The 14,474-nt window shown below is 71.6% G+C and carries 11 protein-coding genes, 1 tRNA gene and 2 pseudogenes; 10 read left to right on the forward strand and 4 right to left on the reverse strand.

The genetic code is table 11. From position 1 onward, the window contains the following. Position 1: 1 nt before the first annotated feature. A complete protein-coding gene (locus ACQEVS_RS13815) occupies positions 2 to 502 on the forward strand; it encodes an SUKH-3 domain-containing protein (RefSeq protein ID WP_433019975.1) in 501 nt (166 codons plus the stop codon). Between the two features lie 121 nt (positions 503 to 623). Here the strand turns inward: ACQEVS_RS13815 and ACQEVS_RS13820 are convergent, their stop codons facing one another. Further along, on the reverse strand, positions 624 to 1,982 hold the full coding sequence (locus ACQEVS_RS13820; RefSeq protein ID WP_433019978.1) for a sensor histidine kinase: 1,359 nt from the start codon (positions 1,980 to 1,982) through the stop codon (positions 624 to 626). A 156-nt stretch (positions 1,983 to 2,138) separates the two neighbouring features. On the opposite strand from ACQEVS_RS13820, the pseudogene ACQEVS_RS13825 reads away from it, so the two are divergent. From ACQEVS_RS13825 to pth, 6 genes and pseudogenes are all read left to right on the forward strand, one after another. After that, a pseudogene (locus ACQEVS_RS13825) lies at positions 2,139 to 3,052 on the forward strand (hypothetical protein). Between the two features lie 3 nt (positions 3,053 to 3,055). After that, positions 3,056 to 3,127: transfer RNA gene (locus ACQEVS_RS13830), tRNA-Gln, on the forward strand. A 116-nt stretch (positions 3,128 to 3,243) separates the two neighbouring features. Next, entirely contained in the window at positions 3,244 to 4,701 is a 1,458-nt protein-coding gene (glmU, locus tag ACQEVS_RS13835) for a bifunctional UDP-N-acetylglucosamine diphosphorylase/glucosamine-1-phosphate N-acetyltransferase GlmU (RefSeq protein WP_433019981.1), read from the forward strand. 73 nt (positions 4,702 to 4,774) lie between these two features. Further along, entirely contained in the window at positions 4,775 to 5,752 is a 978-nt protein-coding gene (locus ACQEVS_RS13840; RefSeq protein ID WP_185942665.1) for a ribose-phosphate diphosphokinase, read from the forward strand. Between the two features lie 192 nt (positions 5,753 to 5,944). Continuing rightward, positions 5,945 to 6,523, forward strand: coding sequence for a 50S ribosomal protein L25/general stress protein Ctc (locus ACQEVS_RS13845; RefSeq protein ID WP_433019985.1), 579 nt, complete (start codon positions 5,945 to 5,947; stop codon positions 6,521 to 6,523). An 89-nt stretch (positions 6,524 to 6,612) separates the two neighbouring features. Then, positions 6,613 to 7,212: an aminoacyl-tRNA hydrolase gene (gene pth, locus ACQEVS_RS13850; protein WP_433019988.1), complete on the forward strand. Its 600-nt coding sequence runs from the start codon at positions 6,613 to 6,615 to the stop codon at positions 7,210 to 7,212. 214 nt (positions 7,213 to 7,426) lie between these two features. Here pth and ppc read toward each other — a convergent pair. Continuing rightward, a pseudogene (gene ppc, locus ACQEVS_RS13855) lies at positions 7,427 to 10,167 on the reverse strand (phosphoenolpyruvate carboxylase). Between the two features lie 198 nt (positions 10,168 to 10,365). On the opposite strand from ppc, the gene ACQEVS_RS13860 reads away from it, so the two are divergent. Both ACQEVS_RS13860 and ACQEVS_RS13865 read left to right on the forward strand, forming a co-directional pair. Then, positions 10,366 to 11,391: an acyl-CoA desaturase gene (locus ACQEVS_RS13860; protein ID WP_433019991.1), complete on the forward strand. Its 1,026-nt coding sequence runs from the start codon at positions 10,366 to 10,368 to the stop codon at positions 11,389 to 11,391. Then, positions 11,388 to 12,080 carry a TetR/AcrR family transcriptional regulator gene (locus ACQEVS_RS13865; protein WP_185942660.1) on the forward strand — a complete coding sequence of 231 codons (693 nt, stop codon included), beginning with the start codon at positions 11,388 to 11,390 and terminating at the stop codon, positions 12,078 to 12,080. Before ACQEVS_RS13860 ends, ACQEVS_RS13865 begins: the two co-directional genes overlap by 4 nt. A 58-nt stretch (positions 12,081 to 12,138) precedes the next feature. Here the strand turns inward: ACQEVS_RS13865 and ACQEVS_RS13870 are convergent, their stop codons facing one another. Continuing rightward, entirely contained in the window at positions 12,139 to 12,969 is an 831-nt protein-coding gene (locus ACQEVS_RS13870) for a trans-aconitate 2-methyltransferase (protein ID WP_433019995.1), read from the reverse strand. A gap of 110 nt (positions 12,970 to 13,079) precedes the next feature. Here ACQEVS_RS13870 and ACQEVS_RS13875 point away from each other — a divergent pair, with 110 nt between their 5' ends. Then, positions 13,080 to 13,577, forward strand: a complete 498-nt coding sequence (locus ACQEVS_RS13875) for a MarR family winged helix-turn-helix transcriptional regulator (RefSeq protein WP_185942657.1) — start codon at positions 13,080 to 13,082, stop codon at positions 13,575 to 13,577. On the opposite strand, the gene ACQEVS_RS13880 is transcribed toward ACQEVS_RS13875, so the two are convergent. Further along, the gene (locus ACQEVS_RS13880; RefSeq protein WP_433019999.1) at positions 13,536 to 14,324 is read right to left on the reverse strand and encodes a LuxR C-terminal-related transcriptional regulator; all 789 of its coding nucleotides are present in this window, start codon (positions 14,322 to 14,324) and stop codon (positions 13,536 to 13,538) included. The two genes, ACQEVS_RS13875 and ACQEVS_RS13880, sit on opposite strands and share 42 nt — an antisense overlap. Between the last annotated feature and the right edge of the window lie 150 nt (positions 14,325 to 14,474).

Here is a 14,474-nt window from a genome sequence, read left to right on the forward strand (position 1 = left end):
CATGCGCGCTTTCGACCGCACCGCAGCCACCCGGTTCCCCGTAGCCGTCGACGCCGCCCTGCGCGAGGCGGGCTGGCAGCCCGGCCGCTGGGACATCAAGGCCGCCGAGAAGTGGGCCGACGCCCTGCGCGCCCACGTGTCGCCCGCCGGGCACCGGCACACCGTCTTCCCCGCCGCCGTCGAGGCGTGGGCGGAGTTCGGCGGACTGCGGATCGCGGGACCGGGTTCGGGCAAGCACATCGCGCCGACCCCGTTCCACATCGACCCACTGCACGGGCTGCACCTCGCCCGGACCGTCGCCGACCTCGGCCGCGCGCTCGGCACCGAGGTCTGCCCCCTCGGGCAGGAGCTCGACGGGCAGGCGCTGCTCACCATCGACGCCCATGGGCGGGTGTACAGCCTCGACCACACCGGCGACTGGTTCCTCGGGGCCGACATCGATCACGCGATCGGGGCGCTGGTGACCGGGACGCGGCCGGCCCGGCTCTCGTTCGGCGGCTGAGGCGACCGTCGCGGAGGGGCGGCCGTGTCCCGGCCCCGCCCCACCGCCGTTTCCCGGGCACGGAGCCCCCAGACCCCCGCACCGCGGCGGCGCCGCGAGGTCCAAAGACCGGACGGGCTGCTCACGCCGCGTCCGCCGCCTCCGCCACGTCCGGGATCACGGCCGAGACGCGGAAACCACCCCGGTCCGTGGGTCCGGAGACGAACACCCCGCCCAGCGCCGTGACCCGCTCCCGCATGCCGACGAGACCGTTGCCGCCACTCGGCAGCCCGGCGTCCGTCCCGCCGTCCGACGGGCCGTTCTCCACCTGGAGGGCCACCTCGCCCTCCCGGTGCGCGACCCGCACCCGGGCCGCGGCCCCGGGCGCGTGCTTGTGGACGTTGGTCAGGGCCTCCTGCACCACCCGGTACGCCGTGCTCTCCACCCGCGCGGTGTACCCGCGCTGCTCACCCTCGACCGAGAACTCGACGGCCATCCCCGCCTGCCGCGACTGCCCCACCAGATCCGCGAGTTGGCCGAGGCGCGGCCCGTCCGCGGTGCCGGTGGCGGCCAAGGCGTCGGCGGAACGGCGTACCCGGGCCGAGGCCGCCGCGGCCACCGCCGCGAGCCGCTCGGGCTCCTGCGCCACCGCGGGCTCGGCCGCGCCGTCGGGCTTGGCACGCAGCACACCGAGCATCTCGCGCAGCTCGGTCAGCGCCTGCCGGCCCATGTCACCGACGAGCTCGGCGTTCCGGGACGCCTTCTCCGGGTCCTTCAGGGCCACCGCCTGAAGCGCCGCCGCGTGCACCACCATCAGGGAGACCCGGTGCGCGACCACGTCGTGCATCTCGCGGGCGATCCGCGTCCGCTCCTCGCTGCGGGCCCACTCGGCCCGCTCCTCGGCCCGCTCCGCCAGCAGCGACAGTTCCCGCTCCAGCCCGTCGGCCCGTTCGCGCAGGCTCTCCACCAGCCTGCGGCGGGCGCCCACGTACAGGCCCAGGAGCAGCGGCGGCGCCGTCAGCCCCAGGGCCATCACGGAGGAGAAGAGGACCGCCGTGACCAGGCTCGACTGCAGGCCCGAGGCCGTGGCGTCACGGTGGAACCGGGCCGCGGAGACGAGCAGCGTCCCGGCCATGGACGCGACCGCGAGGACGACGACGATCCGCCGCGGCACGTCCGCCGCGGCGAGGGTGTACAACCCGACGATCCCGAGCAGGAAGCCCATCTCGGCCGGGGTGACGGCGATCGACACCAGCACCACCGCCACCGGCCACTTCCGGCGCACCAGCAGCGCGCCGCCGACCGGTATGCCCGCCAGCGCTCCGAGCGCCCCCGGAGCCCCCACCTCATGCGCGAACGAGAGCCCCTCGAAGGTGCACTCGATCACCGACATCAACGCCAGGACGACGTCCAGCACCATGCCCCGCCGCCTGGCCCACCACCACGGCCCCGCGGGCGCGCCCCGGGCGCCCGCCTCCGTGATTGCCCCCGTTGTGGTCATACCACCCAGACTACGGGGGCGGGCCAACGGTTTTCGAAAAACTGACAGCAGCACGCAAACGGCAGGAGCGGAAGCGAGCGCGCCCCACTTCGCTCGAACTGGTGAATCGCTCAGGCATTCGCCGACAGCGGCCGACGATCGCGGCACTCTGCTCACATGACAGAGGCACCGGGCAATGGTGACGGCGCGGGGACGGACGGCTCGCGGGACGGTGACGCGGCATTCGAAGAGTTGCGCTCGCGAGCCGTCGCCCTGCGCCGGGAGGGGCTCAGCACACGCACCATCGGCGAAAGGCTCGGCATCGGAAGTCACGGCCTGCTCACCAGGCTGCTGCGTGGCGAGCCGGCGCCGGAGTGGACCAAGCGCCCCGGGCGAAGGACGCACTCCGGGAGGAGGCCAGAGCCTTGAGGCTGGCCGGGAAGACGTACGACGAGATCACGGCGGAGCTGGGGGTCGCGAAGAGTTCGGTGTCTTTGTGGGTGCGGGACCTCCCCAAGCCCCGGAAGACTCCGGAACAACTGCATGCGATGCGGGAGGCGAGGTGGGAACCCCATCGGCGTGAGGTCGCGGCCAAGCGCATCCGGACGAGGCTGGACGCCGCCTGCGAGATCGGGCGGATGACGGAACGGGAGTTGTTCCTCCTCGGGGTCGGGCTCTACTGGGCCGAGGGAGCCAAGAGCAAGCCGTATCAGGTGCGGGAGGCAGTCCACTTCGTCAACAGCGACCCGGGCGTGATCCAGGTCTACCGAGCGTGGCTCGCCCTCCTGGGGATCGGACCGGACCGCGTCCAATACCGCGTGATGATTCACGAGTCCGCCGATGTGGCGGCCGCGGAAGCGTACTGGGCGAAGCTGGTGGGGGTCGATGTATCGAGCCTGTGCAAGACGACCCTGAAGCGGCACAACCCGAAAACCGTCCGCAAGAACACAGGCTCCGGCTACCACGGCTGCCTCGTGGTGCAGGTCCTCCAAGGCGCCGACCTATACCGTCGCATTGAGGGCTGGTGGTACGGCATAGTGTTGGGGGTCAAACAGGATCACCTGGCGAATAGTCCCTTTTGGCCCTGTTAGCTGTCCCCTGTGGTGTAATCGGCAGCACGGCGACCTTTGGAGTCGCTTGTCCAGGTTCGAGTCCTGGCGGGGGAGCATTCACCGCGGGTCCTGACCGCCCAGGTCAGGACCCGTCCGCGTTCCGGCCCTTCTACGCACCGGTATCCTGCGGGTGTCACCCCCTCGTAACCCCGAAGCCGAAGGGCACACCCGTGAGCGCCAACCGCCCGGCAGCCGTCGTCGTTCTCGCAGCGGGTGAGGGCACCCGCATGAAGTCGGCGACCCCCAAGGTCCTGCACTCGATCTGCGGCCGCTCCCTCGTCGGGCACGTCGTCGCCGCCGCGCGCGAGCTGGAGCCGGAGCAGCTCGTCGTGATCGTCGGGCACGCGCGGGAGCAGGTGTCGGCGCACCTCGGCGAGATCGACCCCGATGTCCGTACCGCCGTCCAGCTGGAGCAGAACGGCACCGGGCACGCGGTGCGCATGGGTCTGGAGGAGCTGTCCCGCGAGGGCATCCGCCCCGACGGCACCGTGATCGTCGTCTGCGGTGACACTCCGCTGCTCACCGGCGCCACCCTGCGGAGCCTGGCCGAGACCCACGCCGCCGACGGCAACGCGGTGACCGTGCTGTCGGCCGAGGTGCCGGACTCCACGGGGTACGGGCGGATCGTCCGCGACGCCGCGACGGGTGCGGTGACCGAGATCGTCGAGCACAAGGACGCCACCGAGGAGCAGCGGGCGATCCGCGAGATCAACTCCGGGGTGTTCGCGTTCGACGGCCGGCTGCTGGCGGACGCGCTGGGCAAGGTGCGGACGGACAACAGCCAGGGTGAGGAGTACCTCACCGATGTGCTCGGGATCCTGCGCGAGGCCGGGCACCGGGTGGGTGCGGCGGTCGCCGGTGACCACCGGGAGATCCTGGGCATCAACAACCGCGTCCAGCTGGCGGAGGCCCGCCGGCTGCTCAACGAGCGGCTGTTGCACGACGCGATGATGGCCGGTGTGACGGTGGTGGACCCGGCGACGACGTGGGTGGACGTCACGGTGACGTTCGAGCCGGACGCGCTGGTGCACCCGGGGACGCAGCTGCTGGGCGCCACGCACGTGGCCACCGGCGCCGAGGTCGGCCCGAACACGCGGCTGACGGACACCACAGTGGCGGCCGGTGCCCGGGTGGACAACTCGGTGGCCGACGGCGCGGTGGTCGGCGAGGGGGCCCTGGTCGGCCCGTACGCCTACCTGCGGCCCGGGACGAAGCTCGGCCGCAAGTCGAAGGCCGGCGCGTATGTGGAGATGAAGAACGCCGAGGTCGGCGAGGGCACGAAGGTGCCGCATCTCTCCTACGTGGGCGATGCCACGATCGGCGACCACACCAACATCGGCGCCGCGAGCGTCTTCGTGAACTACGACGGTGTGAACAAGCACCACACGACGATCGGCTCGCACTGCCGCACCGGCAGCGACAACATGTTTGTGGCTCCGGTCACGATCGGGGACGGCGTGTACACCGCCGCCGGCTCCGTCATCACCAAGGATGTGCCCCCGGGTTCGCTCGCTGTCGCACGCGGCCAGCAGCGGAATATCGAGGGCTGGGTGGCTCGAAAGCGCCCTGGAAGCGCCGCCGCACAGGCCGCTTCCGCCGCTCTCCAGGAGCACGACGGGGAGCAGTGACCTGACAACGGCAGCGTCGAACGGGGCGTACCGTGATAAGCGCACACAATGCGACATCCAAGGAGACTGTGCTGTGACCGGGATCAAGACGACCGGCGAGAAGAAGCTGATGCTCTTCTCCGGCCGCGCCCACCCCGAGCTTGCCGAGGAGGTCGCGCATCAGCTGGGCGTCGGCCTGGTCCCGACCAAGGCCTTCGACTTCGCCAACGGTGAGATCTACGTCCGCTTCCAGGAGTCCGCGCGCGGCGCCGACTGCTTCCTGATGCAGAGCCACACGGCTCCCATCAACAAGTGGGTCATGGAGCAGCTGATCATGATCGACGCTCTGAAGCGGGCTTCCGCGCGGAGCATCACCGTGATCCTGCCGTTCTACGGCTACGCCCGTCAGGACAAGAAGCACCGCGGCCGCGAGCCCATCTCGGCCCGTCTCATCGCCGACCTGATGAAGACGGCCGGTGCCGACCGCCTCCTCACGGTCGACCTGCACACCGACCAGATCCAGGGCTTCTTCGACGGCCCGGTGGACCACCTGTTCGCGCTGCCGATCCTGGCGGACTACGTGGGCGCCAAGGTCGACCGCGACAAGCTGACCGTCGTCTCCCCGGACGCCGGCCGTGTGCGCGTCGCCGACCGCTGGTGCGACCGGCTCGGCGCCCCGCTGGCGATCGTGCACAAGCGCCGTGACAAGGATGTCGCCAACCAGGTCACGGTGCACGAGGTCGTCGGTGACGTGAAGGATCGTGTCTGCGTACTGGTGGACGACATGATCGACACCGGTGGCACCATTTGCGCCGCGGCGGACGCCCTGTTCGCCCACGGTGCCGCGGACGTCATCGTGACCGCCACCCACGGTGTGCTCTCCGGCCCGGCCGCGGACCGGCTGAAGAACTCCAAGGTCAGCGAGTTCGTGTTCACCAACACCCTGCCGACCCCGGACGAGCTGGAGCTCGACAAGATCACGGTGCTGTCGATCGCCCCGACGATCGCCCGCGCGGTGCGCGAGGTCTTCGAGGACGGTTCGGTGACGAGCCTCTTCGACGAGCAGGCGTGACCGTCGCCTAGGACCCTCGCCTAGATCGATTTCGGTGCGGCCTCCCGCGCCGGGTAGACTCCTGGAGTTGCTCGGCGAGGGAGGCCGCACCGTTTTCTCCACGGTGTGGCGGTCCGTTATCGACGCGCTCTTCGTAGCAGGCCGTTCGTGGCCGGGTGACCCTGTCCACACACGACCTCCGAGGAGTGCACCATGGCCGAGATCAAGCTCGCCGCCGCCGTCCGCACCGAGTTCGGCAAGGGCTCCGCCCGCCGCATCCGTCGCGCCAACCAGGTTCCCGCCGTCGTCTACGGCCACGGTGGCGAGCCCGTCCACGTGTCCCTCCCGGGCCACGACCTGATGATGGCGCTCAAGACCCCCAACGTCCTGCTCTCCCTGGACATCGAGGGCCGCGACGAGCTCGTCATCCCCAAGCAGGTCCAGCGTGACCCGCTGAAGGGCTTCCTGGAGCACGTCGACCTGCTGGTCGTCGAGCGCGGCGAGAAGGTCACCGTCGAGATCCCGGTGCAGACCGAGGGCGACCTGGCCCCCGGCAACAACCTGCTCGAGCACACCCTGACCACCCTGCCGGTCCTGGCCGAGGCCACCCACATCCCCGAGGCCGTCACCATCTCCATCGCGGGCCTGGAGGCCGGTGCCTCCGTCCTCGCCAAGGACGTCGTCCTGCCGGCCGGTTCCGAGCTGGCCGTCGACGCCGACACGGTCGTCCTGCACGTCGTCGCCGGTCAGTCCGCCCCGGCGGACGAGGCCGCCGAGGGCGCCGAGGCCTGAGCCTCGCGCTGAGCCTCACTTTCCTCCGGCCGCCGCCCCGCTCCTGACCCGGAGCGGGGCGGCGGTCTGTGTATGAAGGAGTTATGCGGATGACGACGGACGCCACGAGCACGAGCCCCTGGCTGATCGTGGGCCTGGGCAACCCCGGCGGCGAGTACGCGGGCAACCGGCACAACGTGGGCTTCATGGTCGCCGACCTGCTCGCGGAGCGGATCGGCGCGAAGTTCAAGGCGCACAAGGCTCGCGCCCAGGTCGTGGAGGGACGGCTCGGCCCGCCCGGCCCGTCGAGCCGCCGCGTCGTGATCGCCAAGCCGATGTCCTTCATGAACCTGTCCGGCGGGCCGACGGCCGCGCTGCGCGACTTCTACAAGGTGCCGGTCGAGCGGATCGTCGCCGTGCACGACGAGTTGGACATCGACTTCGGGCAGTTGCGGCTGAAGCTCGGGGGTGGGGACAACGGGCACAACGGTCTGAAGTCGATCACCAAGACGCTTGGTTCCGATTACTGCCGGGTGCGGTTCGGGATTGGGCGGCCGCCGGGGCGGATGCAGGTTGCGGACTTCGTGCTGAAGGATTTTTCTTCCGCCGAGCGGAAGGATCTCGCTTTCGAGGTCGACCGGGCTGCCGATGCGGTGGAGTCGTTGATCGTGGACGGTCTGGAGCGGGCGCAGAGCACGTACAACTCGTAGGGGGTTCGCCCCGGCCCCGCCCTTTCACCGTTTCTTGCGGGGGCTGCGCCCCCGCACCCCCAAGCGCGCCTGCGGCGCGCGTCCTCAAACGCCGGACGGGCTGACTTGTCAGCCCGTCCGGCGTTTGAGGGCAAGGGGGTCTGGGGCGCAGCCCCAGGAATCGGCGAAGGGGTGGGACCGGGGCGCCGCCCGCCGCAGGCGCCCCACCATGGCCTCAGCCCGTGTTGCGCAACCCCGCCGCCACCCCGTTCACGGTGAGCAGCAGCGCCCGGGCCAGCAGCGGATCGGGAGCCTCCCCCCGGGCCGCCGCCTCTCGCTGCCGGTGCAGCAGCGTGACCTGGAGGTACGAGATCGGGTCGAGGTAGGCGTCCCGGATGTGGAACGTCTGCCGCAACACCGGGTTGGAGTCGAGGAGTTCCCGCTCGCCCGTGATGCGCAGCACCTCCTGGACCGTCAGTTCGTGCTCGGCCTGGATCGTCTCGAAGACGTGCTTGAGTTCGTCGGGCACGAGCGTGTCGACGTAGTGCCGGGCGATGCGCAGGTCGGTCTTCGCGAGCGTCATCTCCACGTTGGAGAGGAAGTTGCGGAAGAAGTGCCAGCGCTCGTGCATCTCCTCCAGGACCCTGTCGAGGCCGGCCTCGCGGGCGGCCTTGAGGCCGGAGCCGACGCCGTACCAGCCGGGGACGATCTGCCGGGACTGGGTCCAGCCGAAGACCCAGGGGATGGCGCGGAGTCCGTCGAGGCCGGCGCCGGAGTCGGGGCGGCGGGACGGGCGGGAGCCGAGGTGGAGTTCGGCGAGCTGGTCCACGGGGGTGGAGGCGAAGAAGTAGGCGGGCAGGTCGGGGTCCTCGACGAGCCGCCGGTACGCGCCGTGTGCCGCGTCGGAGACCGTGTCCATGGCCGCGTCCCAGCGGGCGAGCGCCTCGTCGGACTGGCGGGGCGCGGTGTGCAGGGCGGATGCCTGGAGGGTGGCGGCGACGGTCAGTTCGAGGTTCTCCCGGGCGAGGGCGGGGATCAGGTACTTGTCGGAGATGACCTCGCCCTGCTCGGTGACCTTGATCTCGCCGTCGAGGGTGCCCCAGGGCTGGGCGAGGATCGCGTCGTGGGTGGGGCCGCCGCCGCGGCCGACGGTGCCGCCGCGGCCGTGGAACAGCCGGAGCCGGACGCCGTAGCGGTGGGCGACGTCGCGCAGCCGGCGCTGGGCGCGGTGGATCTCCCACTGGCTGGTGGTGATGCCGCCGAACTTGGAGGAGTCGGAGTAGCCGAGCATGACCTCCTGGACGTCGCCGCGGAGGGCGACGAGCCGCCGGTAGGAGGGGTCGGCGAGCATGTCGTCGAGGATCCGGTCGGCTTCGCGGAGTTCGTCGGTGGTCTCCAGGAGCGGGACGATGCCGATCTTCGCCCAGCCGCCGTGCAGGTCCATCAGCCCGGCCTCGCGGGCGAGGACGGCGGCGGCGAAGACGTCGTCGGCGCCCTGGCACATGGAGATGATGTACGACTCGACGACCTCGGGGCCGAAGCGGTCCAGGGCCTCGCGGACGGTGTGGAAGACGCCGAGGGTCTTCGCGCCGGCCGCGTCGAGGGGGGCCGGGCTGGGGGCGAGCGGGCGGCGGGAGCGCAGTTCCTTGGCGAGGAGCTTGCGGCGGTACTCGCGCGGCATGTCGGCGTAGCGCCAGGATTCCTCGCCGAGCCGGTCGAAGAGCTGGCCGAGGGCGTGGTGGTGGGCGTCGGCGTGCTCGCGGACGTCCATGGTGGCGAGGTGGAGGCCGAACGCGGCGAGGGTGCGCAGGGCGCGCTCCAGCCGGCCGTCGGCGATGAGGCCGCCGCGGTGGGCGCGCAGCGAGTCCTGGACGAGCTGGAGGTCGGCGAGCAGGTCGGCGGTGCCGAGGTAGTCGCGGCCTTCCTGGTGGGGGGTGTTGTGGGCCAGGCGCTCGCGGGTGTTGAGGAGCTTCTGGCGGATGCAGGTGGCCTTGAGCCGGTAGGGCTCTTCGGCGTTGAGCCGCTTGTAGCGGGGGCTGATCTCGGGGAGGAGTTCGAGGTCGCGCTGAAGGGAGGCGAGCAGTTCCTCGGTGGCGCCGCTGTTGCGGATGGAGTTGGAGAGGGCGACGCGGAGCTTGTCGACGAGCTCGACGGCGTCGGTGATGCCGTGTTCGTGCTGGAGGATCAGCACGTCCCAGGTGACCTGGGGGTGACGTTGGGGTTGCCGTCGCGGTCGCCGCCGATCCAGGTGCCGAAGGTGAGCGGGCGGGTGGTGGCGGGCAGCGGGACGCCGACCCGGTCGAGCTCGGCGGCCAGGTCCTCCAGGACGTCGCCGACGGCGCCGGCGTGGAGCTCGTCCAGGTAGTAGATGGCGTTGCGGGCCTCGTCGGTGGGTTCCGGGCGGGCGACGCGGAGTTCGTCGGTCTGCCAGAGCAGGTCGATGTTCTCGGCGAGGCGGAGGTCGGTGCGGCGCTTCTCGCCCTCGCCGGTGGCGTGGTGGCCCAGGAGTTCGGCGATGCGCAGGAGCTTGTTGAGGACGCTGCGGCGGGCGGCTTCGGTGGGGTGCGCGGTGAAGACGGGACGGACGCCGAGGTGCTCGACGGCTTCCTTGAGGTGCTCGGGGTCGGCGTCCTTCAGCCGGTCCGCGGTACGGGCCAGGATCGAGCCCTCGGCGTCGCGGCGGGCGCCGAGCTCGCGGGCGCGGTGCACCTGCTCGGTGACGTTGGCCAGGTGGAAGTAGGTGGAGAAGGCGCGGACCAGCTTGGCGGCGGTCTCGGGGTCGGTCTCCCCCAGCAGACGGGCGGCGGCCTCGCCGTCGGTCCGGGTGAGCGCCCGGACCCGTTCGACCAGGGTGAGGAGTTCCTCGCCCTCTTGGCGGACGAGGGTCGCGCCGAGGAGGTCGCCCAGGCGGCGGATGTCGGCGCGCAGTGCGGCGCCGCTTTGTGCTTCGAGGCTGGTGGGGTCGGCACTGCTCACAGGTGCTGCTCCTAGCGGTGTTTCCGAGCACGTCTGGAGGGGTGGCGGACCGCGCTGTCCGACGCCCACCAGCATAGGTCGCCACCCCGTGCGCCCGGTGGCGGCCGACAGCCCTCTTGCCCCCAGCCGGGCCCTGCCATACTTACGATGCCGTAGGTTACGGAACCGTAGCCAGCCCCCGACCCCACGAGGGAATCCATGACTGCAAGCCCCGACCTGATCGAGGACGTGCCGAAGGCCCAGGAGGCCCCGCTCCCCGTCGCCACGCTGGGTGGTGACAGCAAGCGTTCGATCGAACAGATCACCCTGTTGCTGTTCATCACCATCCCCTTCGTCGCCCTGCTCGCCGCGGTCCCCCTGGCCTGGGGGTGGGGGGTCAGCTGGCTGGATCTGGGGCTGATGGCGGCGATGTACTTCATCGGCTGCCACGGCATCACCATCGGTTACCACCGTTACTTCACCCATGGCTCGTTCAAGGCCAAGCGGCCGCTGCGCGTCGCCTTGGCGATCATGGGTTCGCTGGCGGTGGAGGGGCCGGTGGTGCGCTGGGTGGCGGACCACCGCAGGCACCACAAGTTCTCCGACGCCGAGGGCGACCCGCACTCCCCGTGGCGCTACGGCGAGACCGTGCCGGCCCTGATGAAGGGCCTGTGGTGGGCGCACGTCGGCTGGATGTTCGACGAGGAGCGGACGCCGCAGCACAAGTACGCGCCGGACCTCATCAAGGACCCGGCGATCCGGGCCGTCTCCCGTACATTCGTCCTGTGGACGACGGTCTCGCTGCTGATCCCGCCGCTCGTCGGCGGGCTGGTGACGTGGTCCTGGCAGGGGGCGGCGACGGCGTTCTTCTGGGGTTCACTGGTCCGGGTGGCGCTGCTGCACCATGTGACCTGGTCGATCAACTCGATCTGCCACGCGGTCGGCAAGCGGCCGTTCAAGTCCCGGGACCGCTCCGGGAACGTGTGGTGGCTGGCGATCCTGTCGTGCGGTGAGTCCTGGCACAACCTGCACCACGCCGACCCGACCTCGGCGCGGCACGGGGTGCTGCGGGGCCAGCTGGACTCCAGCGCCCGCCTCATCCGCTGGTTCGAGCTGGCCGGCTGGGCGTACGACGTGCGCTGGCCGAGCGCGGGCCGCGTCGCGGCGCGGCGCAAGCCGCGGCCCGGCGAGGAGAGCGTCCGCGCGGCCGACGGCGAGCAGAAGGACGCCGCTCAGGCGGCATGATGGACGGCGTGGCGATCGACAGCAAAACCTCCGGTAAGAAGGATCTGACCCCCGCGCAGGGGGCCAGACGCACCCGTCGGGTGCGGATGACCGGCGCGGAGCGCCGGGAGCAGTTGCTGGACATCGGTCGCACGCTCTTCGCCGAGCGGGGGTTCGAGGGCACGTCGGTGGAGGAGATCGCGGCCAAGGCCGGGGTCTCCAAGCCGGTGGTGTACGAGCACTTCGGGGGCAAGGAGGGGCTGTACGCGGTGGTCGTCGACCGCGAGATGCGGCAGCTCCTCGACATGGTGACGGGCGCCCTCACCGCGGGCCACCCGCGCGAGCTCCTGGAGCAGGCCGCGTTCGCCCTGCTCGACTACATCGAGACCTATACGGACGGTTTCCGCATCCTCGTCCGCGACTCCCCCGTCGCCCAGTCGACGGGCACCTTCGCCTCGCTGATCAGCGACATCGCCACGCAGGTGGAGGACATCCTGGGTCTGGAGTTCAAGACCCGCGGCTTCGACCAGAAGCTCGCCCCGCTCTACGCGCAGGCGCTGGTCGGCATGGTGGCCCTGACGGGCCAGTGGTGGCTCGACGTCCGCAAGCCCAAGAAGGCCGAGGTGGCGGCCCACCTGGTCAACCTGGCCTGGCACGGCCTCGACGGCCTGGAGCAGCGGCCGCGTCTGGTGGGCCACCGCAAGAGCTGAGCCGCTCCACCGGAGGCCGCCCTCTCCGCACCCTTCACGCGAAAGGGTGATCGGATCATCACTCCCCCTCCTCACCCCCCGGCTTCCGGGCCACCACGAAGATCCGCCGGAACGGGAAGACCGTCCCGTGCGGACCCGGCGGGTACGCCTCGCGGAGGAGGGCCGCGTACCCGGTGAGGAATTCCTCCCGCTCCTCGGGGGCGTCGGCGAGGGCGGTGAGGACCGGGCGGAGGCCGGTGCCCTTGAGCCAGTCGAGGACGGGGTCGGGGCCGGGGAGGAGGTGGGTGTAGGTGGTCTCCCAGGCGTCGACGGTGAGTCCCAGGTCGGCGAGGAGGGTGAGGTAGGCCGCCGGGTCGAGGACGTGGACGGGGCCTCGGGCGGCGCCGGCGAGGCGGTCGCGCCAGCGCGGGGTGTCGCAGAGGCGGCGCATCAGGGTGTGCGAGGGCGCGTCCTGGTTGCCGGGCACCTGGAAGGCGAGGACGCCTCCGGGGGCGAGCGCCGCGGTCCAGGCGGGGAAGGACGCGGGGTGGTCCGGCACCCACTGGAGCAGGGCGTTCGCGATGATCAGGTCGAGTGGGCCGTCGGGGGTCCAGTCGGACGCGTCGGCGGCGGCGAAGGAGATACTGCCGCCGCCGCTGGTCGGACCGGCGTGCGCGGCCGCCGCGCGCAGCATTTCCGGGGAGTTGTCGAGCCCGGTGATCAGGGCGTCGGGCCAGCGGTCGGCGAGCAGCGCGGTGACGTTGCCGGGGCCGCAGCCGAGGTCGGCGATCCGGGCCGGGCCGGGGCCGGGCAGCCCGGGGACGCGGGCGAGCAGATCGTGGAAGGGGCGGGTGCGGGGGCCGGAGTGGCGGAGGTACTGCCGTGGGTCCCAGGTCGGGGTGTGGGGCATGGGGGCCTCCTGGGGGCCGGGAGCGTGGAGGGCTCTGTCGGGCCCAGCATCCTCCGCCGATATCTTGACGTCAAGAGACTTCATGTCGACAGACCCACTACACTGATCTCATGGAGGACGAGGTCGATCGGCTGGTCGCAGCGTGGCGCCGGGAGCGCCCGGACCTCGACGTGGAGCCACTGGAGGTTCTGAGCCGGGTCAGCAGGCTCGCCCGGCACCTCGACCGGGCGCGGCGGATCGCCTTCACCGAGCATCAGTTGGAGCCCTGGGAGTTCGACGTCCTGACGTCGCTGCGGCGCGCGGGCGCGCCGTACCAGCTGTCCCCCGGGCAGTTGTTGACCCAGACGCTGGTCACCTCGGGCACCATGACCAACCGCATCGACCGGCTGGCCAAGAAGGGCCTGGTCCGGCGGGAGCCCGACCCCAACGACCGGCGCGGCGTCCTGGTACGGCTGACGGAGGAGGGGCGGGACCGCGCGGACGAGGCGCTCGCCGGGCTGCTCGCCCAGGAGCGGGCCATCCTCGCCGAACTCTCCACCGCGCAGCGCGTCGAACTCGCCGCCCTGCTACGCCAGTTGACCGCCCCGTTCGACAACGTCCCCGGCTAGGTCGACCGGGCCGACCCCGGCCCGGCGGGCCAGCGCGACGGCCGCGAGCGTGGAGTGCACGCCCAGCTTGCCCAGGACGTTCTGCATGTGCGTCCGCACCGTGTGCGGGGAGAGGAAGAGCCGTTCGGCCACGGCCTTCCGGCCGAGCCCGGCCACCATGCAGCGCAGCACCTCCCGCTCGCGCGGGGTGAGCGACTCCACCAGGCGCTCGCTCTCCGTACGGTGCTTGCGCGCGGCCGTCAGCTCCCGCAGTACGCCCGTCAGCAGGGCGGGCGGCAGATGCGTCTCGTCCCGCAGCACACCTCGTATCACCGCGAGCAGGCGCGAGAGCGAACAGTCCTTCGCCACCCAGCCGCCGGCCCCGGCCTGGAGCGCCGACGCCGCCCGGCGCGGGTCGTCCCGCTCCGCGAGCACCACCGTGCGCACCCCCGGATGCCCGGAGCGCACCCCGGCCACCAGGGAGATCCCGTCCACCACACCCTCGGGCTGACCCGTCGGCGGCCGCCCGGGAGGCCGGCGCTGCTCCGGGACCCGGGCCGCTTCCACGGCCGACGCGCCCAGATCGGCGTCGATCAACAGGACGTCGTAACGCCGCCCTTCCGCCGCCGCGCGCTCCAGAGCGCGCAGCGCCGCCGGCCCGCTGCCGGCCGCCGAGACGTCCACGTCCTGCTCGGCCGCGAGGGCGGCGGCGAGCGACTCGGCGAAGATACGGTGGTCGTCGACCACCAATACCCGAATACGTGCCACAACCACCCCCAAATCCGGGGAGGCGTGCAGTGCGGGTACGGCGCCCGGTACGGAGCCGTCGCACGCGCACGGCCGCCGCCGTGCCCTGACAACTACCCCACCCCGGGCGACGTACCTGCCTGTCTCGCCCCCTGATCGGCGTCGGCCCCC

This window comes from Streptomyces sp. CA-181903 (assembly GCF_050937075.1).
Lineage (GTDB): Bacteria > Actinomycetota > Actinomycetes > Streptomycetales > Streptomycetaceae > Streptomyces.